Origin of the sequence: [Enterobacter] lignolyticus SCF1 (genome assembly GCF_000164865.1) — a bacterium.
Lineage (GTDB): Bacteria > Pseudomonadota > Gammaproteobacteria > Enterobacterales > Enterobacteriaceae > Enterobacter_B > Enterobacter_B lignolyticus.
In genome coordinates this window covers 2135389-2156507 of record NC_014618.1, presented here as the reverse complement: position 1 = coordinate 2156507, position 21119 = coordinate 2135389, and the positions used below count along the sequence as shown (strand labels likewise).

Below are 21119 nucleotides of genomic sequence, written 5' to 3'. Positions count from 1 at the left end.
AGGCAAAGTTGTTTACTTTTCTGCAATCGGTTACCAGTAACGGATTGATTATCAAAGATTAAGGTGATTTAAATCATGGGATTCAAATGCGGTATCGTCGGCCTGCCTAACGTCGGCAAATCCACCCTGTTCAATGCGCTCACCAAAGCCGGTATCGAAGCGGCCAACTTCCCGTTCTGTACCATCGAGCCGAACACCGGTGTTGTGCCGATGCCCGATCCGCGTCTGGACAAACTGGCCGAAATCGTCAAGCCGCAGCGCATCCTGCCGACCACCATGGAGTTTGTGGATATCGCGGGCCTGGTGAAAGGCGCATCCAAAGGTGAAGGCCTCGGCAACCAGTTCCTGACCAACATCCGTGAAACCGAAGCGATCGGCCACGTTGTGCGCTGCTTCGAGAACGACAACATCATCCACGTAGCGGGCAAAGTTGACCCGGCAGAGGATATTGATGTCATCAATACCGAGCTGGCGCTGTCTGACCTTGAGGCCTGCGAACGCGCCATCCACCGTATCTCCAAAAAAGCCAAAGGCGGCGATAAAGACGCTAAAGCCGAGCTGGCGGTGCTGGAGAAATGCCTGCCGCAGCTGGAAAATGCTGGTATGCTGCGCGCGCTGGATCTGAGCAAAGAAGAGAAAGAAGCGATTCGCTACCTGAGCTTCCTGACCCTCAAGCCGACCATGTATATCGCCAACGTGAACGAAGACGGTTTCGAAAATAACCCGTACCTTGACCAGGTGCGCGAAATCGCTGAGAAAGAAGGCTCCGTCGTGGTGCCGGTTTGCGCGGCCGTCGAATCCGACATCGCCGAGCTGGACGATGAAGAGCGCGACGAGTTTATGGCGGAGCTGGGCCTGGAAGAGCCGGGGCTGAACCGCGTGATCCGCGCGGGCTATGCGCTGCTCAACCTGCAAACCTATTTCACCGCTGGCGTCAAAGAAGTACGCGCGTGGACCATCCCGGTTGGCGCCACCGCGCCGCAGGCGGCAGGTAAAATCCACACCGACTTCGAGAAAGGTTTTATCCGCGCGCAAACCATCGCCTATGAAGACTTTATCGCTTACAAGGGCGAACAGGGCGCGAAAGAAGCCGGTAAGATGCGCGCTGAAGGTAAAGAGTACATCGTGAAGGATGGCGATGTGATGAACTTCCTGTTCAACGTCTAAATAGAATTTGTCGTCTCATGAGGTTTCACAGAATCTCATCAGCGTCACAAAAACCCACGCAACTGCGTGGGTTTTTCATTTTATAGTGTCCCGGATAATATCGTGGAAACGCAGCTTAAAGATGACCTTTTGACCTGCGTTGTGAGCCAGGGTCATATGCAAGAAAAGGCACAACACGGGTTGTGCCACCTGCAGGTTGATATAATCATTGAGACAGTAATATTCCCTGGTGCTTAGCTTCTGGCATCCGAACGTTCTCTTAGCGGAAGTTCGGTTTTTTATAGTATTAAGTGCTTCTTCACTCCCTGATACTAAAACTAATTATCAAAAAAGGTAACCTGACCTTTGGTACAGAAAATACCTGGTACCTTGTACCTGTACTGTGGCTGACAGGGGAAAAGTCCGTAGTGAGTGTACTCTCCAACCTGTGGTATATTTATGCCTCACGCAATCCGTACAGACAGGGAGAACTCAATGCTGAAGGAATACGAAGAAAATGTAGACGTGATTATAAAAAATCAACTTGAAACCACGCTGAATACGTTGGGAGACCTCTCCTGGGCCTACGTCGTGTTATCCAAGAAAGACATGTCATGTATCTTTGGCGTAACGAACTATCCCGATGAATGGGTGACGCAGTACAAAGAAAAGGGGCTGCAGTATACTGACCCGGTCGTCATTACAGCGCTCAATAGATTAACGCCCTTCTCATGGAATGAGAAACTGTTGGTTCGTTCTGATTTTAATTTTGAAAAATTGTTCATTCAGGCAAGTCAGTTTGGAATCATTAATGGGTATACTTTTGTTTTACATGATAATCAGAATAACCTGGTGACCTTATCTTTTATTATTCCTGCGGCAAAAGGAGCAGAGATAATGGAATTGCTGATTCAGCACAAAGGGGATATTTCATTATTGTTAGCATCGGTGCATGAAACGTACCTTACACTAACCTCGCTCTCCGAAAAGGATACTGATAAGCATAGTCAGTTTACTCCACGTGAAAACGAAATTTTGCACTGGACAAGTCTGGGTAAAACGTATCAGGAGACGGGTATGATTCTGGGAATAAAGGTTCGTACCGTCAAATTTCATATGTCAAATATCGTTAAAAAAATGGGCGTAGCTAACGCCCGGCATGCTGTTCGACTTGGTGTTGAGCTTCAGCTGATTAAACCGGTTGAATAATTATAAATAACTACCCTCGGACAGAGGCCAGTCACTCAGCCTACTGCCATCCAGAACCTCGTACCGGTTAGCTATCATGGTTTTCAGCTGCCGTTGACTCATCGTATCGGTATGTCCCAGCAGTAAATAGACTGGTTCATTTTTCTCAGACATCCCTTTTTTGAGTACCGTAACATTCCACCCAGACCGTCTGATTATGTGCATCATAGGATGACTGGCGACCGCCAGGACGCCGTCATAATGATTACGCTGAGCATAGTTAATCAACGAGAGGAATAATACCCGAGATACAGGATAGTTTTTCCCAAGAAGGTGATTCACCCTTTCTTTATCAACAAAAAAACGAGTAGATTCAATGAATTTCCCTTCAGGAATCACTACATCACTAAAGAACCCTGAAAATGTGTCATTGAGCATATTTTGATATTTCATATCTATAATTCTGGTGCTACATATTATCACTCCGTTTTTTACACCAAAAATATAATCTGCTTTTTCATTATCGAATTGATCAAACTCTTTTCCATCTATGCAATTTACTGCCCATTGCAGACGATCTTTAAAAATATTTTTCCTTAACATAAAAAAATCCTCCGTTTCTCCATGACTCAGCGCTGAAAAATTAACCACGTAAACATTAAACATTATGTTACCTCTTTTCAATAAGTTTGAAATCACACTCGGTAACATCAGTGAAGCCTGGTAAGCAGCATGCCGGACAAAAGAATAATAATTCCTTTTCCAGGAAGTTAAAAACAAATAATTAGAGGACAAGCATGCCATTTGGTGCTTTTATTTTCATAGCTAAACACCCTCATAGCTATTAATAAAAAATGAGGCCGCTATATAATCAGATAATCATAGGGAGTTATGAAATTAAGATAAAACTGCAGACATACGCAAAATTAGCAATGCCGTTGCACCAGACAAAATATCGGGATCGCGCCTGCTTATCATTTTATGAGGGTACACAGGCACGCAATCCAGCTTACTGCCCCGGCCCCTAAATAACTGCGCCTAATATCGCTCTATGTAGAGTAACCGCCTCGACGGACGGTCACTCCTGAAAAAAGGTATTTACACAGCATCGTGTACAGGGTCTCCTTGATCGCATAAACAAGCGCGTTGCTGGAGCATACGTTCCGACAGTGATTCGAAGATCCCCTACCCTAACCGCGAACCTGCGTTAGCCGGTATTTGACGGATTAGATGCAGAGAAGCGCCTTTGCATCATCACCCCTATCGCCTGCTGTAACCATCCGATGACGGCAGGCGTCATCCACGTTCCCTCCATCAAATGCGGCTCCTGCTGCATGGCCGTACGAAACTTTTGCTGCGTCGCAGGATCGGTTCCCGCATACGACTGAAACAGTTCCAGCCAGTTTTCGGCCAACTTTTGTGCTTCGGCGGACGAAGGATCACGATTCTCACGCTGAGCCTGGTGCAATTTCGCCACCAGCGGCGGCCACTCCATCATGCGCTCAAAATAGTGCGCCCGGGTAAACGCCATCTCCTGCGGTGACAGATAGCGTTGCCAGATGATAAACCTCGACTCTGCAAAGGCATGCGTGATGTAGTCGGTCATCTCAGCGGTAATCCCGGTTTGTTCCCGCATCTGCGGCTCAACGCTGTGCATCTCGTTCAGACGAGTAAGAAACTCGGGCTTTCCTGCGGTATCCTGCTCCAGGCGCACCATCCAGCGTGTGGCGAGATCCACCGCGCGCGGATCGGCAACATCGACGTTTTGCTCCAGCAACGTTTTTGCTTCATTCACCAGCGCTGACCAGATGGCCGTCAGCGCATCCTTCTGCACGGCAAACGGCAGTTGCTGTAACTCTTCTTTGCTAAACCAGCGATCGTACATATTCATTAACTCCAGGGTCTGTAGCCAGGATTCCAGATCGGGCGTTTCATCCGCGGCCAGCCCGGTACGCAAATCCACCAGCCTGTCGCGCAACGTGTGAATGCTGCGCAGTTGCTTATCCAGCAGGCTGATTTGCGCGTCGAGCAATTCCGTTAATGAAAGTGACGCCTGGTCAAGAAACCCTCTGATTTCAGCAAGCTCCAGCCCTGCTTTTGCCAGCGCCTGGATCATATGCAGGCGCTGAACATCAGCCAGGTTATAGAGCCGGTAACCTGCCGCGCTTCTGGCTGAAGGCAGTAACAACCCTGTTTGCTCGTAGTGATGCAACGTTCGCACGGTGATCCCGGCGCGTTTCGCCAGCTCACCCACCTGAATCAACATAACTGCTCCTTTCCTTCGCCATCAGGGCCACTCTGGAGCCTTACGTTACGTGAGGGTCAACCCATCATGCAAAAAAAACGACTGCGCAGGGAGTAATGCCGATCGGTTAAGGGTTTGCTGACCGAGCCAGTGGCTGTGTATAAATCTGGAACGGTGACTCTCCGCAAGCGTCGCCTGCCGCTGGCGATGATGGTCTGGTTGCTGCCATGACGTTGAAGCGTACGCAATAGTCCTCCCCACTCCACCTTAAATAGCGGCCCGTTTTGTAAAATTTTACCTCTCTATCAATTTATTGCGATGCGGCTGCGTGTAGGATATACGCAGAGCAGCATTATTCTGCGGATGACATTGTTGAATTGATTACGCCACAGTGAAAACCGGGTCGATAAACGAAGAGACGAGCTATGTTATATACAAAGCGTTCCATCCCTAATCTTGAACTGGATTTATTGCGCACGTTTGTCGCGGTTGCTAATGGCAACAGCTTTGCAGCAGCGGCAGAGTCTGTTCATCGTACTCAATCCGCAGTCAGCCAGCAGATGCAACGCCTTGAGCAATTGGTCGGTAAGGAATTATTCAGTCGAAGTGGGCGCAATAAGGCCCTGACCGAACATGGTATAAAAATGCTGGGCTATGCGCGGCGTATTCTGCGGCTGAATGATGAAGCCTGCCTTTCTCTGATGTATGAAGATGTGGATGGCATATTACGCATCGGTTCACCTGATGATACTGCCAATACCATTCTTCCCGAATTACTCTCCCGATTTTCGAAAGCTTATCCGAAGCTCGCGATTGAAATTGTCGTTAAGCGCAGCCCTTTTTTAATGGACATGCTGAAAAACGACGATGTTGACATGGCGATTTCGACCGTTGAAAGCGTCGACTTTCCAGGTTTTGTGCTGAGGACATCTCCGTCGCTGTGGTTTTGTGGCCAGAATTATGAATTTAATCCTGATGAACCATTAGCGCTCGTCTCGCTGGATGAACCCAGTACATACCGCAATATGGCGATTAATCATCTCGACCAGGTCGGTATCCCCTGGCGAATCGCCTATGTGGCAACCACGCTCTCTGGCGCAAGAGCGGCCGTTGCGGCGGGGCTCGGTGTTATGGCTCGCTCAATCGAGCTTCTGGGCGATGACTTGCGCATTCTGGGAGAAGCGGATGGGTTACCAAGGTTACCTGACATCAAATTTAATTTGTACATACGACGCAACAGTCCGCAGAAAGCCGCGAAAGTGCTGTTTGAATCGCTGCTTGGCGAGAACCTTAATGAGTAAATAGCCTGCAAGCAGGCTCCACACAATCCATGGGCCTGCCAGTAAAGTCAATACGTGTTGTTCTGCTCAATTTTTATCATCACCGGGTAACCGTGTTTGCCAGCCACTGCGTCAGTTCAGCCACTGGATGATTTTCAATATCCGCCACCAGCTGTATCACTTTTTCAGCTGCCAGCGGCGTAAGAATACCGTTGACGTTGTGGCGGAATTTTTGCTCTATATCGCCATTTTCCATAGGATTCTCCGGGTTGCCATAATTCACCCTCAAATATTTTGTCACTTCTCTTCCGTCTTTCAGCGTGACGGTGATCAGACCGGGGAAGTAAGCAGGAAAAGGGATTTCGCCTTCCTCGCAGTAGCGATAAGACACCTTCCGGGCCAGTTTCAGAACGTCTGCTCTGACCAATTGCGCTGGGGAGAACGATTGCAGGTTCAAACCGTCATCGATCATGCCTGAAGCAACCAGATAAGGCAGGCTAAATTTAGCGGCATAAGGCGTACACGGGGCGAATTTGTCATCGGCTGGCTCGCAGATAAGAGCAGCAGCGATGGGATCAACAACACAGAGGATTTGCTGAACATCTTCAGGCTTGATGCCATCCTGAAGCAGCTTGCGCGCGCAATCAACGGTCGCATGGGCAAAGTGACAGCATGGGTATGGCTTGATGGACACGCGCATCATCTCCCAGTTTTTGCCCAGTTCCTGGCAGACATCGGCTGCGTTTATTTCGCTTTCTATACCGTGTGTGGCAAACAGGCCAAAGCGTCCCTCAAATATCGTCATTGGCCCCGTCATTCCGGCCCTTGCCAGATAAACAGACAGAATACCGGAGTGCGCCGCCCAGCCCGCGTGAAAACATTTCGCTGATGAGCTGTTAGTCAGATATTCAGCAATGCCGGCGGCCTGGCTGCCCGCAAGCCCCATCGCATGAGCACAAGCCTGAGGCGACAAATTCAGCAAAGAGGCCGCCCCACCGACTGCGCCAAAAAGGCCCGCAATCGCCGTTGAGTGGAAACCCCGCTTGTGGAAGCTGCCCTTTGACGCCAGCCCCACGCGTGCAGCGACCTCCCAGCCAATGATGTATGCGGTCAGCATCTCCCGGCCACTCAGGTTCAGGTCTTCTGACAGGGCGATCGCCAGCGGCGCAAGTACTGCGCTGCCGTGCGTAATCGAGTCGGTATGCGTATCATCAAAATCCAGCACGTGCGCGGCAATACCGTTGGCTAACGCCGCGTAGGCCGGAGACAGTGTGTACGCGCTGCCCCACACGCGACATGTCCCCTGAGTATTGGGCATGGTATGGAGAGCGTTACGACCATTTATCGCATTGGTTTGCATCGTGCCCGCCAACGCCACGCCAAGACAGTCCAGCAGATGCAGTTTTGCGCGCGCGATCACGTGGGAAGGAATAGCATCATAACGTTCAGAGGAAATGAATTGGCTCAAATTTTCGCTATAAGTCATTGTATATAGTCCATAATAACAACAGCCCAGCATTTCATCGGGCAGAGTTTCCGACTTTGACCCGATGAAATCACAGGTGCTGACGTCGATGATTACGTGACCTAAATGTCCCGTAGTAAATGGGGTTTAGCTGAGCCAGCCGCAGCTTTTGGCCTGAGCGACAATTCTGTCGACCTGCTCGGGCGCATTGCCGACATAGGTGGTGGGATCGAGAACGGCGTCGAGTTCTTGCCGGGTCATTGCTGAGTTGATGCGCGGATCTTCGGATAACGCCTGCGCGAAAGTGCCGCCATCCTCAAGGCCGTGCATTGACGCTTCATAGACCAGTTCGTGAGCGGTTTGCTTCCCGACCTTCTCTGATAGTTCGAACATGACGCGTTCCGCCAGCATAAACCCGCCGAGAATATCCAGATTCTTACGCATTTTATCTTGCTTAACATGCAGGCCCGACAGGGTAAATTTCATGTTATCCAGAATCACAGAAAGCATCAGGCAGATTTCCGGCAAGACCTTCCACTCCATTTTCCAGATAGCGCCATCGCGTTCATGCTGGTGTTTCATCAGATCAAGTAAGATAGCGACATTCCCTTTCAGCGTGTTGCTGACGCAGGCCGCATTTTCGGTTATCGCCGGGTTGCGTTTATGCGGCATAGTGGAAGACCCAACCTGACCTTTACCGAATGGCTCGGCCACTTCGTCAAGCTCATTGTGAGCCAGCAACAGGATTTCGTTGGCTATCTTGCCAAGCGTCGCGCTCACCATACCCAGCACCATACCGTACTCACAAAAACGATCGCGGGCCGGTTGCCATGAAATTTCCGGAACGCCCAGATTAAGCCGGTGCAGTACGCGCACCTCAAGCTCGTCAGCGCGTTCACCAAAAGAGGCTTTGGTACCCACCGCCCCGACCACACTCCCAACGAACAAACGCGGTTCCAGCTGTACCAGTCTTTCATGATGACGCATTAACTCGGCAAGCCAGATTGCGGTTTTATGTCCAAACGTGATAGGGATAGCCTGAAGGGCCAGGGTCCGACCGGCCATCGGCGTGTTGCGATGTTCTTCAGAAAGCTTCAGCAAAGAACGACAGATATCGCTGAGATCGCGCAGGATGATTTTATGCGCCATTTTGAACTGCAGAACCATCCCCGTATCCATTACGTCCTGGGTGGTTGGGCCAAAGTGTACGTACTCGCCAAATCCATGTGAACAGGCATCCTCAAGCGCTCTGATCGTGGGGACCAGCGGATGCTTGGTCAGGCGGACCTGCTCCAGAATAAGCCCCATATCCAGACGCTCCAGCCTGGCGCAGTCAACTATTTCATCAGCGGCAGACTGCGGAATAATGCCCATTTCGGCCTGTTCGATAGCCAATGCGGCCTCATAGTCCAGCCACATTTGCATACGAATGTCATCAGAAAATACCTGACGCATTTCTTCAGTAGACCATAAATTTCTTAACAGTACGGAGTCAAAAACGCTGGTTGACATAGACTTATCTCCAGATAATTGATTTTCTTTAAAAAGATGAATCCTGAAGTTTTAACAATATCGACATAATTGACAGGATAAAAATCCTGATCGGTATTCTCTTCAATCATCAACATGACAAAATGATTATCAAAGCATTTAGGACAGAGTTGTGTTAATAATATTTAAGAGTCATTAAATATCATTAATGATTCCTTATTTAGCGCATAATAAAATTTATAAAAATAGAGAAAAAGAATCTCAGATAATTGTTTTACAAAGAAAAACATAAAAAACATCAGTTTTTCTTTAGAACTTAAAAATAAAATTAATGTTTTGAAATAAGATCATGATCAATTTTTAATTTTTTGTTGGTTTTTAATTTCACTGGCAAGTGATAGCTTCAAAAAAAGCAGGAGTATAAATTTAATCGCAACCAAAAAATAACAAACACTGACTCACTTCAGATGTTTAATGTTGACACGTCTGTCAATCAATATCACATCGGATGCTTTGTATAAGGAAAAGAAAATGTCACAAACACGTAAAACCCGGATTATTCATGGTGGTAGAGGGAAGGTTTGCGATATCGGTCCCGTCAACCCGCCGGTTATGAGAGCCAGTACTATTATTTTCGACTCCATCACGACATGGCGCGATGCCCGTAAGCGGAGAGAAACTGAACGCCTTCTCAGCTACGGTGCGCGCGGAACTGAAACCGCCTTTGCGTTGGAAGAACTGATTACAGAGCTTGAGGGCGGCTATCGCGCGCAATTGTTCCCAACAGGGCTTGCCGCGATTGCAGTGACAGTGATGAGCTATGCGCATGCGGGGGGGCATGTGCTGTTCGCCGATTCTATCTATGAGCCTGTGCGTAAAATCGCCAAAAGCTTTCTGACGCCAAACAATATCAGTTATGACTTCTTTAAAACCGACGGGAGCGACTTCGAGGCCAAACTTCGCCAGGAAACACAGCTGATCTTTGCTGAATCGCCGGGGTCTCTGCTCTATGAAATGTTGGATCTCCCGAAACTCTGCTGTATTGCACACGCCCGTAATATACCTGTAGCCGTAGACAATACCTGGGGTTCAGCCTGGCTATACAACCCACTGGAGCTGGGTGCTGATGTTTCCATTATTGCCGCGACCAAGTATCTGAGCGGGCACTCTGACGTCATGATGGGCATCATGGTCGCCAGTGAAAGCGCTTGGCAAAAGATTGGCGCGCTACCGGAGGCTATGGGGCAGGTAAGCAGCCCTGACGACGTATCTCTGGTGCTGCGGGGGATGAGAACACTGGCGACCCGACTGGCGGCTCATGGTCAAAGCGCGATGACCGTCGCCCGGTGGCTACAAGAACGTAAGGAAGTGAAAAAAGTCTATTTCCCGGGGCTTGAAGAACATCCACGACATGATTTGTTCAAACGTGACTGCAAGGGAACTAACGGTCTGCTGACCATTGAACTGAAATCACACTATACCCTGGAAGATGCCGAAACCTTCATCGACGCGCTTGAGCTTTTTGGTATCGGCGCCTCCTGGGGAGGATTTGAAAGCCTTGTATTACCCGCCAATGTACAGGGCGCGCGCTCTGCAACGGACTGGAGCCAACACGGCCAGTTTATACGACTCCATATTGGTCTTGAGGATGTCAATGACCTGCTGACCGATCTGGAACAGGGACTCAATAAGTTGAGCGACTGACATTCACTGGCGGGCAGTGTCTCTGCACGCCATCTAAAAATGGCAGTACGTCGTGAATATGGGGAAAAACTATGACTGGCGTTATTCTCGCGGTATTCGTCACCGGATTGGTGATTTTCATGTTGGCGAAAGGATATAAACCTCAGCCGGTATTATTATTGGGCGGATTATTACTGATGGGGCTCACGGTAACGTTTAATCTTGGAACATTACTGCCTGAGAAAACCTCCACTCATTTTGCCTTTTTTGATATTTTCAAAGTGTTCAGCGATATTATGAGCACACGGCTGGCTGGGCTTGGACTGACATTAATGGCGATCGCGGGTTTCTCTCGTTATATGGATCATGTCGGCGCCAGCAAAGCACTATTTGCCGTATTCGAGAAACCGTTGAGCTCGGTACGCTCACCCTATCTGCTGCTTGTCGTCGCTTTTCTTGTGACCCAGGTATTGGTTATCTTCATCCCCAGTCATGCGGGTTTAGGCATGCTGCTGATGGTGACCATGTATCCCATTTTGATTCGCACTGGAGTCAGTCCGTTATCTGCACTAGCCGTCATCGGTACATGTCAGTTTATCGATCATGGTCCAGGTTCTGGCAACGTCATCATGGCGGCTAAAACAGCAGGTATTGACCCTGCGGTTTACTTCGTCTCTTACCAGTTACCGATCACCATTCCGGTCATTATTGCCGTTGCGGTTGCACATTTCCTTGCTCAGCGCTGGTGGGACAAGCGCGAGGGCTTCGTATTCAATCAGGAAACTCTGGATAAAATCGATAACAACGATCGTGCCCGCCCGCCGCTGATCTATGCATTATTGCCGGTTGTACCGCTCGTCCTTATTATCGGGTTTAGCCCAATATTCAAGTCATTCATTAATATTGACGTGACCACGGCGATGATTATCAGTACCGTCATTGCCCTTATTTTTGAATACTTCCGTTTGAAAAGCGCGAAAGCGGTAATGGACAGCTTTATGTTGTTCTTCGAAGGGATGGGCAAACAGTTCGTGCTGGTCGTGTCGCTGATTGTCTGTGGCGAGGTCTTTGCCAACGGCCTGTTACATATCGGCGCAGTGGACACAATGATCTCTGCCGCACAAAATGCAGGCTTCGGCGTAGGATCCATGGTCATCGTGATGAGCTTCATCCTGGCGCTTGCGGCTTTCCTGATGGGCTCCGGCAATGCGGCATTTTTCTCCTTCGCGGCCCTGACGCCTAAAATTGCAGCTTTTCTGAAAGTTGATGTGGTCACGCTGATTTTGCCCATGCAGATCATGACCAGCTTTGGTCGTACCGTATCACCAATAACCGCCGCTATTGTCGCCATTGCGGGCATCGCAGGCGTGTCCCCATTCCAGGTCGTTAAACGGACGGCGATACCGATGGGAGTGGCGGCCATTGTTAACCTGGCGATGACGTTTATATATTTAGAATGATAAACGAGCGTTCCAGGCATTGTCTGAAATGCAGAATGCTTTTTAAGCCGCGATTTGAGGTTCTGCGCAAGTCGGTCAACACTTGCTAAGTGAGGCCTAAGTCAGAACGGTTAATTTACGTCTCAGGCCCCCAAAATGGGCATGTCCTTTTATTAAAGCGGAGACGACGATGCGTAAAGTAACGGTAATCCCAGCGGTAATGCTGGTAATGGCGGTTTGCAGTGCCAGTGCGTTTGCTTCATCACACGATGATGAAATGGCTGTCGTAAAAAACAAAGTGACGTTAATCCAGGCAATCTCCACTGCCGAGAAGCACGTCAATGGCGTTGCATCAAAAGCAGAATTCGAAATATCTAAATCAGTACCGGTCTATGAGATTCATGTAGTTCAGGGCCAGAAAGTTCATGATGTCAAAGTCGATGCGAACAGCGGTGCGGTTATTTCCTCAAAAATGGAATAAGCGCCGCGAAGCAATGCCCAAGGCGGCGCTAATAGCGTGACCCGAAACCTGACAGGCACAGCTTGATAATCTTCAGCTCAAAGGCCCACTGCGGTGGGCCTTTGTTATTTGGCTGAATTCCGGCGTCGTTTTCCCTCCTCAATAACGCGCTCGCGAACATGACAAAGTTGTCATGTTTCTGGCGGCATTTTGTCGGGGGACGCGGCGTAAACTTGGCATGTATATCGTTGTCAGGAATCGTTCGACATGACCATTCTCAAGCCCGGCAGGTTCATTATCATCACCTCGGCTCTCGTCTGCACGGCAGCGTTTTGGTACTTTTCGCTACGCACATCGCCAGCGGCCGAGAAATCTACCCCCGCACCACTCGTTAGCCTGGTCACCGTGAAAAGTACGGATTTACCCCTCACACTGACGACGCAAGGGCATCTGATCTCCCTTAACCAGGTTGATGTCCGCGCGCAAATCACCAGCGCAGTGACCCAGGTTGTGTTTCACGAAGGGGATTTCGTCAAAAAAGGCCAGCTGCTGTTCACGCTTGATGACGCGCAGCAGCAGGCCGCGCTGCATCATGCGCTTTCCCAGCTCGCGGTAATGCAGGCGCAGCTCAATAAAGCCAATCACGATCTTGTACGTGGCAAATCATTGATTAAACAAAACTATATCTCTTCCTCAGACTGGGACACCCTGGTAAGCACTCAACAGCAGTACAGCGCTCAGGTTCTTGCGGCGCAGGATGATATTCGCACTGCCCAGGCGCAGCTCTCCTACACCCGAATTTATGCCCCGGTGAGCGGTAAAACCGGGGCGCTGAACGTGCATCAAGGAAGCCTGGCGCAGCCGGGCAGTACGCTGCCGCTGGTCAGCATCAATGAGTTTGATCCGATAGGCGCTGAATTTACCCTGCCCGAGCAAAACCTGAATGCCGTGATTGTGGCGCAGTCACACGCGCCGGTAAAAGTATGGGTGAACAATGCTAACGGACAGCGCATTGCCGGGACGCTCAATTTTATTGATAACAGCGTCAGTACCAGCAGCGGCACCGTCAATTTCAAAGCCCGCTTTGAGAATGCTGATAACCTGCTGTGGCCGGGGTTGTATCAGGAGATTACGGTTGATGCCGGAATTACGCCAAACGCGGTCGTGCTCCCGCCGCAATCGGTGCAGGATGGTCCGGACGGGCATTTTGTATACGTCATCGATAAGCAAAATCGCGCTTCAACCGTGCCGGTAACGTTGCTGCGTATCCAGCAGCAAATGGCGGTAGTTGAAGGCGTAACCCCTGGCATGCAGGTTGTGAACGAAGGCGCGCGCATGCTGCGCCCTGGCATGTCCGTGTCCATTGTAACGCATCGCGCAGGACAATCGTTATGAGCTTGTCCGAACTGTGTTTGAAGAAGCCTATCGCGGTCATGCTGCTGTGGCTGGCGGTGGTTGTCGCCGGGTTAATATGCTGGTTCAAACTGCCCATTGCCGCCCTGCCCAATTACGATACCCCCACCATTCAGGTGACCGCCTCGCTATCCGGGGCAAGCCCGGAAACCATGGCGTCGTCGGTGGCGACGCCGCTTGAGAAAAAGCTCTCGACGATTCCGGGCGTGGCGAACATGACGTCAAACAGCCTGCAGGGCGAAACCACCATTGTGCTGGAGTTTGACCCGTCGCGTAATATCGACTCCGCCACGGTCGACGTACAGTCAGCGTTATATCAGGCGCTTAAGCAGTTACCGAAGGAGATGACCACACCGCCGACGTTCCGCAAAATTAACCCGGCGGATGCGCCTATCGTACAAATCGGGCTGGATTCCCCGTCTATGACGCTGTCTGATTTAAACCGTTACTCAGACGACCTGATAGCGCCCGCGCTGTCTACCTTAAATGGCGTGGCGCAGGTGACGGTTATCGGCCAGAAGCGTTACGCTGTGCGTATTGAAATCAACCCAGACAAACTTGCGGCGACCGGGCTTACGCTTGAGGATGTCAATGCAGCGGTGAGTGCGGCGAACGCCAACTCGCCTATTGGCGAGCTCGACGGCAAGCGTCAGATGGTCATGCTGCAAACGCGTGGCGACCTGATGAATGCCGCCGACTTCGCAAACGTCGTCATTGCCACCCGCAACGATCAGCCCGTCAGGCTTTCGGATGTGGCATCGGTTGAGGACAGCATCGAAAACACCTTAAGTTTCAGTGCCGTCAACGGTCATAATGCGATTGTACTGAGCGTTCAGCGCCAGCCGGGCGCGAACATCGTGTCCACCATTGACGCTATCCGCCAGATTTTGCCCAAACTGCAGGCGCAGATGCCGGCGTCGGTGAATGTGAAGCTTCTCAATGACCGTTCAACCTCCATTCGCAATGCTATTCATGATGTCACCGTCACCCTGATGCTGACCATCGGGTTGGTTATCATGGTGATTTTGCTCTTCCTGCGCCATGCCCGTGCCACATTCATTCCTGCGCTCAGCCTGCCGGTTTCGCTGCTCGGCGCCTTCGCGCTGATGTACGCATTTGGCCTAAGCCTCGACAACATCTCACTGATGGGGCTGACGATTGCCGTCGGCCTGGTGGTGGATGATGCCATTGTGGTACTGGAAAACATCATGCGCTACATCGAGCAGGGGGAAAAACCGTTCCAGGCCGCGCTTAAAGGCGTGAGGGAAGTGGCCTTTACGGTGATGTCTATCTCGCTTTCGCTGATTGCGGTGTTTATCCCGATTTTCTTTATGCCGGGAACGATCGGCCTTTTGTTCCACGAATTTGCCTGGGTCGTTTCGCTGGCCATTCTGGTATCCGCCGCGGCGTCACTGACCATCATCCCTCTGCTGGTACCGAAGCTGATTAAACCGCACCATATCAGCGACAAACCCGAACCTCGCTGGAGTATTGCGTTTGAAAAAGGCTTTGACGGGCTGCGTCAGCATTATGCAAATGGGCTGGAATGGGCCATTCGCCACCGCGGGGTAACGCTCAGCGTCGCGTTGGCCACCATTCTTCTGACCGCCGGTTTATACTGGGTTTCGCCAAAAGGCTTCTTCCCGCAGGAGGATATCGGGCAGATAAATGCCAATATCGACACACCGCAGGATATGTCTTACGAAGGGCGGCTCAACGTCGCTCAGCAGCTGGAAACGACGCTTCTGCAAGACCCTGATGTGGCAGACATCGTCACCAAAGTCGACCACGACACCACCCAGCTGACGCTGACGCTGAAAGCGCAGAACCAGCGCCCGCCGATGAGTGTCGTACTCAAGAATATGCGGGCTGAAACCGAGTATCTGCCCGGCATAAAGGTCTTCTTCAGCCCGATACAAAATCTCAAAGTCGGCGGGCGTAATGCGAAAAGCAGCTACCAGTATACTCTGCAATCCGTGAGCAGCAGCGGCGGCGTTAGCCTTAATGACTGGGCGAACAAGCTGATGGCGCAAATGCAAAAGAGCGGCGTTTTTGTAGGGCTTAACAGTGACGCTCAGCTTAACGGCCTGCAGGCGCAGCTGGTGATTGACCGTAATAAAGCCTCGCTGATGGGCGTAGATATTCAGCAGATCCGCAAAAATCTTTACGACGCTTTCGGCACCTACCAGGTCTCCACCATTTATGCCCCGGAAGACAGCTACGAGGTGATTATGGAGGTCCAGGCGCCCTTCCGCCAAAACGAGAGCGACCTGTCGAAAATCTATGTTCGGGCATCGGATAACTCCCTGCTCCCCATCACCACGTTTACCCATATATCGCGCACGCAAGGCGTCACCGCCGTGAATCACCAGGGGCAACTGCCGGCGATTACGCTGTCGTTTGATTTAGCGCCGGGCAAGTCCTTGTCGGATGCGACCCAGGCGATAACGCAAGCGCAGGAAGCCATCCAGCTACCCTCGTCGGTGTTTGGCTCGTACGCCGGCCAGGCCGCGCTGTATCAGCAGTCGCAAACCAGTCAAATCTGGCTGATTGTGCTGGCGCTGGCGGTGATTTACGTCATTCTTGGCGTGCTATATGAAAGCTGGATCCACCCGCTCACTATCCTGTTGGGACTGCCTTCGGCAGCCGTCGGCGCGCTGCTTGCGCTAAGGATTTTTAACCTTGAACTGACTTTTATCGCGATGATCGGTATTTTGCTGTTGATAGGTATCGTCAAAAAGAACGCCATCATGATGATAGACTTTGCATTAGCCGCACAGCGCGAGCAGAGGTTAAGCCCGCATGACGCCATTATCCAGGCGTGTTTACAGCGCTTCAGACCGATAATGATGACCACCCTGTGCGCCATCATGGGCGCGCTGCCCATTGCGCTAAGCCTGGGCGCAGGCGCTGAGCTGCGCCAGCCGATGGGGGTAGCGATAGTCGGTGGTCTGTTATTCTCGCAGTTCATCACGCTGTTTGTTACGCCAGTGCTGTTCTTGCTTTTTGATCGCGAAGGCAGCAAGGCCGTCCCACAATTAGCCGAGGAGTCGTCATGAGGATTTTGCTGGTTGAAGATCAAAAAATGGCCTCTGAGTACATCGCCAAGGGCCTGACGGAAAATAACTTTGTTGTCGATGTCGCACAAAATGGCGTAGATGGGCTGCACTATCTGCTGACCAATGACTACAACCTGGCCATTCTTGACGTCATGCTGCCGGGTATCGACGGCTGGAAAATCATTGAGATGGCCCGCCAGGCCGGGAAACAAACGCCCATTATGTTTCTGACCGCCCGCGACGATGTTGAAGACCGCGTACGCGGCCTGGAGCTCGGCGCGGAAGATTATCTGATTAAGCCCTTTTCGTTCAGCGAACTGCTGGCCCGGGCGCGGGTTATCCTGCGGCGCCAGAATCCGCAGCACGCCCCGAGCGCAGATGAAAACATTCTGCAAGTTGCTGACCTGACGCTTGATTTCATCAAACACCGGGTTACCCGCTCCGGCGTACGCATTGAGCTGACGCAAAAAGAGTTTTTGCTGCTCAGATTACTGATGCGCCGCTCAGGTGAGGTACTGTCGCGCACCGTGCTGGCAGAACAGGTGTGGGACATGAACTTTGACCCTGAAACGAACGTTATCGATGTGGCTATCCGTCGCCTGCGCAGCAAAATAGACGATGGCTTCGACGATAAATTACTGCATACCTTACGGGGCGCGGGCTACGTGCTGGAATTACGCTCTTCATGAATACCTTTATGCGCTCGCTGCGAAATATGCCGATAACGTTGCGGTTAACGCTGTATTTTTCAGTGACAATGGCCATTGTGCTTTACAGCGTTTCCGGCCTTCTGTATTCCACTCTGCGCTCGCAGTTGATGCAGAAGGATGAGCAGGAGCTGCGTAGCTCAATGCAGTTTCAAAAGGAAATGGCGATTGCCATTAGCGAACGACAGAGCAGTGAACAGCAATGGCAGAAAGAGCTCTTTGAATATGTCGTCCAGCAGGAGAGGCTCTCGCTGCGTATAATAAGCCCTGACGGCAAAATTTATTCACAGTCCAAAAACATGCGCGTCCCACAATCTGATTTCTCACCGCCCACCGAGAATTTCAGCTATCGCGCGTGGCGCTTTCATGAAGGCAGCCATAAAGAAAAATACCTCATTACGTCGACACATTTTACGCTTAAAGGCCATCAGCAATGGCTGGTGCAGGCAGCGTTAAACGTGTCGAAAAATAATGAAATCATTGAAGATTACTACAAAAAAATGATGTCGGTCGCGGTGCTGGCGATTGTGCTGTTTGCGGCATTTGGTTATTGGCTCGCCCGGCGCGGCCTATCGCCCTTGCGCACCATCGTTGCCGAGATAGAGAAAATACGCGCCGAAGATTTACATGCGCGTATTTCAACCCAACGGTGGCCTACCGAGCTAAATACGCTGGCCGCCTCATTTGACCGTATGATGATGCGCCTTGAGGCGTCGTTTAAGCAGCTCAACCGTTTTTCGTCCGATATTGCCCATGAGCTGCGCGGGCCAATCAATAACCTGATCTCGGCCGCCAGCGTTACGCAGGCCAAAGACCGCAGCAGTCAGGAATATCAAGAAACGCTGGCCGCCATCGTTGAAGAGGGCGAACGCTTATCACGAATGATCTCCTCCATGCTATTTCTGGCCCGGGCGGATAACAGTCGCGAAGTGTTAACCAAAGAGACGGTGAGCACGACGCGTGAATTTGAAAGGCTGATTAATTTCTACGATGTGCTGGCCGAGGAGAAAAATATCACCCTCACCAGCGAAGGCGATATTCGCGTCATGGCCGACCCGCTACTGCTACAGCGGGCGCTGTCAAATATTCTGGCTAACGCGATTCGCCACACGGGAGAAAACGGTCGCATCGTTTTGACGGCGACGGAAGATACAGACATGAGCTATCTGAGCATCACCGATAACGGCGAGGGCATCAGTGCGGAACATTTGCCGCTCATTTTTGACCGCTTCTACCGGATCGACGCCGCACGGAGTCTGGCGGAAAACACCGGGCTCGGGCTGGCGATTGTAAAAACGATTGCCGAATTGCATGGTGGTAAAATTAGCGTGGAAAGCGAGCCTGGCCAGGGCAGTAAATTCACCCTCGCCCTGCCCAAAAAGTGACGCTATTGCTTTACGGGGCCAGGGCGGCCACGGTCATCTCCTGTTGACTTATTCTGTAAAAGAATTACCTTTCAGGACATGAAGAAAATACTGATCATCGTCCCCGACGGCGGCATGCTGTTTGAATCCGCCGGTATTGCCGACATTCTGATGCAGGCGAACCAGCTGCAGACGGAGGGGTTAACCGGCCCGCGCTACCAGGTCAACCTGGCGACCACTCAGCCTCATCAGGTGATCCACGGCCAGTCCGGCCTGAACCTGCTGGCGGATCACCGCCTGCATGAGCTCGACCCGCGGGAACCTCTCGATACCATTATCATCACCGGCCGGGGCCAGAATCCGCTGGAGGGAACGGCGGTGGTCGACTGGCTGCATCTTGCCGCTCCGCATGCCCGCCGCATTGCCTCTGTGTGCGGCGGCGCGATGCTGCTGGCGCAGAGCGGGCTGCTCGACGGCCGACGGGCGACCACCCACTGGAAGCTGCTGGACGCCCTGCAAACGGAATTTCCGCAGGTCAGGGTCGAAGGTGGGCCGCTGTACGTTCAGGATGGCCACATCTGGACATCCGGCGGGGTCAGCTCCGGGTTCGACCTGACGCTGGCGCTGGTTGAAGAGGATTACGGCTTCAGCCTCGCCCGCGATATCGCCCAGGATTTCGTGATGTACCTGCGCCGCCCGGGCGGGCAGCTGCAGTTCAGCCGCTACAACCTCCGGCAAGCCGGCGCATCAGGCCCGATAAACGACCTGCTGACGTGGCTCCTCGATAACCTTACCGCCGACCTGAGTGTCGAGAAACTGGCGGAAAAAGTCGCCATGAGTCCGCGCAATTTCACCCGCGTTTTTACCCGGGAAACCGGCGCATCTCCGGCGCGCTATGTTGCCGAAGCGCGTCTTACCGCGGCCAGACAGCGCCTGGAGCAAAGCAGCGATACGCTGGAGAGAATTGCCGAGCAGACGGGATTTGGCAACAGCATCAATCTGCGTCGGCTGTTTGAAAAACAGCTCCACCTGACCCCCGGCGAATACCGCCAGCGCTTTCACTGCCGCCGAATGGCGTAAAGTGATCCTTTTTTGTCATTTACGCCAAAACACCGCCGGCCTACAGTAAACCCATAGACAACAAATAAGGAGTTGATCATGGTTAAGGTCGGTATTAACGGTTTCGGCAGGATCGGACGTAACGTACTGCGCGCGGCGCTGGGAAATCCGGGCATTCAGATAGTGGCAATCAACGATCTGACGGACAGCAAAACGCTGGCTCATCTGCTGAAACACGACTCGCTGCTCGGTACTCTCGCCGCCGACGTGGCTGCCGGCGAGGGCCAGCTGCTGGTCGACGGCCGCCCCATCGCCGTCTTCAGCGAACGCGACCCGGCCCGCATCCCCTGGCGCCAGGCGGAGGTGGATATCGTTATCGAAGCAACCGGGTTCTTCACCGAGCGCGACAAGGCCGCGGTCCATATCCACAGCGGCGGCGCAAAGCGGGTGATCGTCTCCGCGCCGGGCAAAAATGATGATTTAACCGTGGTGATGGGGGTTAACGATGCGCTGTACGACCCGCACAAGCACTACGTGGTCAGCAACGGCAGCTGCACCACCAACGGTCTTGCGCCCGCCGCTCAGGTGCTGCATCAGCATTTCGGTATTAAGCATGGCCTGATGAACACCACCCATGCCTACACCAACAGCCAGGCGCTGCACGATCAGCCAGAGAAGGATTTACGCGGCGCACGGGCCGCTGCGCTGTCAATTGTGCCCTACTCCAGCGGCGCGGCGAAGGCGCTGGGCAAAGTTATCCCGGAGCTTGATGGCCGACTGACCGGCTATTCGCTCCGCGTCCCGGTTCCGGTAGTGTCAATCGTCGACCTTACCGTAACGCTTGAGCGCGATGTCACCGCAGAAGAGGTTAACGACGCATTTCGTCAGGCCTCGGCCAGCGGGCCGCTGCAGGGCATTCTCGGCTACAGCGATGAGCCTCTGGTATCGAGCGATTATCAGGGCGATCCGCGCTCGTCCATTATCGACGGTCTGTCGACGCTGGTTATTGGCGGTAATATGGTCAAGATTCTGGCCTGGTACGACAACGAATGGGGATTCTCAAACCGTCTCGTCGATCTGGCGCTGATGATGGCGCAGCGCGAAGCGTAGCCTCCCGCCT

General features: G+C 52.0%; 16 protein-coding genes. 12 read left to right on the top strand and 4 right to left on the bottom strand.

All coding sequences use genetic code 11. The annotated features are described in order from the left end of the window. The first annotated feature begins 75 nt into the window (after positions 1 to 75). Both ychF and ENTCL_RS10160 read left to right on the top strand, forming a co-directional pair. A complete protein-coding gene (ychF, locus tag ENTCL_RS10165) occupies positions 76 to 1167 on the top strand; it encodes a redox-regulated ATPase YchF (protein ID WP_013366032.1) in 1092 nt (363 codons plus the stop codon). Between the two features lie 474 nt (positions 1168 to 1641). Next, positions 1642 to 2355: a helix-turn-helix transcriptional regulator gene (locus tag ENTCL_RS10160; RefSeq protein ID WP_013366031.1), complete on the top strand. Its 714-nt coding sequence runs from the start codon at positions 1642 to 1644 to the stop codon at positions 2353 to 2355. Here ENTCL_RS10160 and ENTCL_RS10155 read toward each other — a convergent pair whose 3' ends face one another. Both ENTCL_RS10155 and ENTCL_RS10150 read right to left on the bottom strand, forming a co-directional pair. After that, entirely contained in the window at positions 2356 to 3000 is a 645-nt protein-coding gene (locus ENTCL_RS10155) for an acyl-homoserine-lactone synthase (RefSeq protein WP_013366030.1), read from the bottom strand. Positions 3001 to 3541: 541 nt separating this feature from the next. Continuing rightward, positions 3542 to 4600 carry a MerR family transcriptional regulator gene (locus ENTCL_RS10150; RefSeq protein WP_013366029.1) on the bottom strand — a complete coding sequence of 353 codons (1059 nt, stop codon included), beginning with the start codon at positions 4598 to 4600 and terminating at the stop codon, positions 3542 to 3544. Positions 4601 to 5004: 404 nt separating this feature from the next. Between ENTCL_RS10150 and ENTCL_RS10145 the strand changes: the two genes are divergently transcribed. After that, on the top strand, positions 5005 to 5880 hold the full coding sequence (locus ENTCL_RS10145) for a LysR family transcriptional regulator (RefSeq protein ID WP_013366028.1): 876 nt from the start codon (positions 5005 to 5007) through the stop codon (positions 5878 to 5880). Positions 5881 to 5959: 79 nt separating this feature from the next. Here the strand turns inward: ENTCL_RS10145 and ENTCL_RS10140 are convergent, their stop codons facing one another. Then, entirely contained in the window at positions 5960 to 7345 is a 1386-nt protein-coding gene (locus ENTCL_RS10140; protein WP_013366027.1) for an MmgE/PrpD family protein, read from the bottom strand. Between the two features lie 126 nt (positions 7346 to 7471). Beyond that, positions 7472 to 8836, bottom strand: coding sequence for an adenylosuccinate lyase (purB, locus tag ENTCL_RS10135; protein ID WP_013366026.1), 1365 nt, complete (start codon positions 8834 to 8836; stop codon positions 7472 to 7474). Positions 8837 to 9346: 510 nt separating this feature from the next. Between purB and metC the strand changes: the two genes are divergently transcribed. From metC to gap, 9 genes are all read left to right on the top strand, one after another. Beyond that, positions 9347 to 10519 (top strand): cystathionine beta-lyase, encoded by a 1173-nt coding sequence (gene metC / locus ENTCL_RS10130; protein ID WP_013366025.1) that lies wholly within the window; start codon positions 9347 to 9349, stop codon positions 10517 to 10519. A gap of 71 nt (positions 10520 to 10590) precedes the next feature. Further along, positions 10591 to 11958: a C4-dicarboxylate transporter DcuC gene (gene dcuC / locus ENTCL_RS10125; protein ID WP_013366024.1), complete on the top strand. Its 1368-nt coding sequence runs from the start codon at positions 10591 to 10593 to the stop codon at positions 11956 to 11958. Positions 11959 to 12127: 169 nt separating this feature from the next. Further along, the gene (locus ENTCL_RS10120) at positions 12128 to 12418 is read left to right on the top strand and encodes a PepSY domain-containing protein (protein ID WP_013366023.1); all 291 of its coding nucleotides are present in this window, start codon (positions 12128 to 12130) and stop codon (positions 12416 to 12418) included. A 246-nt stretch (positions 12419 to 12664) separates the two neighbouring features. Beyond that, on the top strand, positions 12665 to 13792 hold the full coding sequence (locus ENTCL_RS10115; protein WP_013366022.1) for an efflux RND transporter periplasmic adaptor subunit: 1128 nt from the start codon (positions 12665 to 12667) through the stop codon (positions 13790 to 13792). After that, positions 13789 to 16869 (top strand): efflux RND transporter permease subunit, encoded by a 3081-nt coding sequence (locus ENTCL_RS10110; RefSeq protein WP_013366021.1) that lies wholly within the window; start codon positions 13789 to 13791, stop codon positions 16867 to 16869. Before ENTCL_RS10115 ends, ENTCL_RS10110 begins: the two co-directional genes overlap by 4 nt. Further along, entirely contained in the window at positions 16866 to 17558 is a 693-nt protein-coding gene (locus tag ENTCL_RS10105; RefSeq protein ID WP_013366020.1) for a heavy metal response regulator transcription factor, read from the top strand. The genes ENTCL_RS10110 and ENTCL_RS10105 overlap by 4 nt, the downstream gene beginning before the upstream one ends. Beyond that, the gene (locus ENTCL_RS10100) at positions 17555 to 18961 is read left to right on the top strand and encodes a heavy metal sensor histidine kinase (protein WP_013366019.1); all 1407 of its coding nucleotides are present in this window, start codon (positions 17555 to 17557) and stop codon (positions 18959 to 18961) included. Before ENTCL_RS10105 ends, ENTCL_RS10100 begins: the two co-directional genes overlap by 4 nt. 78 nt (positions 18962 to 19039) lie before the next feature. Continuing rightward, complete coding sequence (locus ENTCL_RS10095; protein ID WP_013366018.1) at positions 19040 to 20020, top strand: GlxA family transcriptional regulator; 981 nt, start codon at positions 19040 to 19042, stop codon at positions 20018 to 20020. 78 nt (positions 20021 to 20098) lie between these two features. Further along, positions 20099 to 21109: a type I glyceraldehyde-3-phosphate dehydrogenase gene (gene gap, locus ENTCL_RS10090; RefSeq protein ID WP_013366017.1), complete on the top strand. Its 1011-nt coding sequence runs from the start codon at positions 20099 to 20101 to the stop codon at positions 21107 to 21109. The last annotated feature ends 10 nt before the right edge of the window (positions 21110 to 21119 follow it).

Bases quoted from the DNA above. Each gene is read 5' to 3' on its own strand.
- ychF (WP_013366032.1), top strand. From the start codon at position 76: ATGGGATTCAAATGCGGTATCGTCGGCCTGCCTAACGTCGGCAAATCC.
- ENTCL_RS10095 (WP_013366018.1), top strand. From the start codon at position 19,040: ATGAAGAAAATACTGATCATCGTCCCCGACGGCGGCATGCTGTTTGAA.
- ENTCL_RS10160 (WP_013366031.1), top strand. From the start codon at position 1,642: ATGCTGAAGGAATACGAAGAAAATGTAGACGTGATTATAAAAAATCAA.
- purB (WP_013366026.1), bottom strand. From the start codon at position 8,836: ATGTCAACCAGCGTTTTTGACTCCGTACTGTTAAGAAATTTATGGTCT.
- ENTCL_RS10145 (WP_013366028.1), top strand. From the start codon at position 5,005: ATGTTATATACAAAGCGTTCCATCCCTAATCTTGAACTGGATTTATTG.
- ENTCL_RS10140 (WP_013366027.1), bottom strand. From the start codon at position 7,345: ATGACTTATAGCGAAAATTTGAGCCAATTCATTTCCTCTGAACGTTAT.
- ENTCL_RS10155 (WP_013366030.1), bottom strand. From the start codon at position 3,000: ATGTTTAATGTTTACGTGGTTAATTTTTCAGCGCTGAGTCATGGAGAA.
- gap (WP_013366017.1), top strand. From the start codon at position 20,099: ATGGTTAAGGTCGGTATTAACGGTTTCGGCAGGATCGGACGTAACGTA.
- ENTCL_RS10115 (WP_013366022.1), top strand. From the start codon at position 12,665: ATGACCATTCTCAAGCCCGGCAGGTTCATTATCATCACCTCGGCTCTC.
- ENTCL_RS10105 (WP_013366020.1), top strand. From the start codon at position 16,866: ATGAGGATTTTGCTGGTTGAAGATCAAAAAATGGCCTCTGAGTACATC.
- ENTCL_RS10110 (WP_013366021.1), top strand. From the start codon at position 13,789: ATGAGCTTGTCCGAACTGTGTTTGAAGAAGCCTATCGCGGTCATGCTG.
- ENTCL_RS10150 (WP_013366029.1), bottom strand. From the start codon at position 4,600: ATGTTGATTCAGGTGGGTGAGCTGGCGAAACGCGCCGGGATCACCGTG.
- ENTCL_RS10120 (WP_013366023.1), top strand. From the start codon at position 12,128: ATGCGTAAAGTAACGGTAATCCCAGCGGTAATGCTGGTAATGGCGGTT.
- dcuC (WP_013366024.1), top strand. From the start codon at position 10,591: ATGACTGGCGTTATTCTCGCGGTATTCGTCACCGGATTGGTGATTTTC.
- ENTCL_RS10100 (WP_013366019.1), top strand. From the start codon at position 17,555: ATGAATACCTTTATGCGCTCGCTGCGAAATATGCCGATAACGTTGCGG.
- metC (WP_013366025.1), top strand. From the start codon at position 9,347: ATGTCACAAACACGTAAAACCCGGATTATTCATGGTGGTAGAGGGAAG.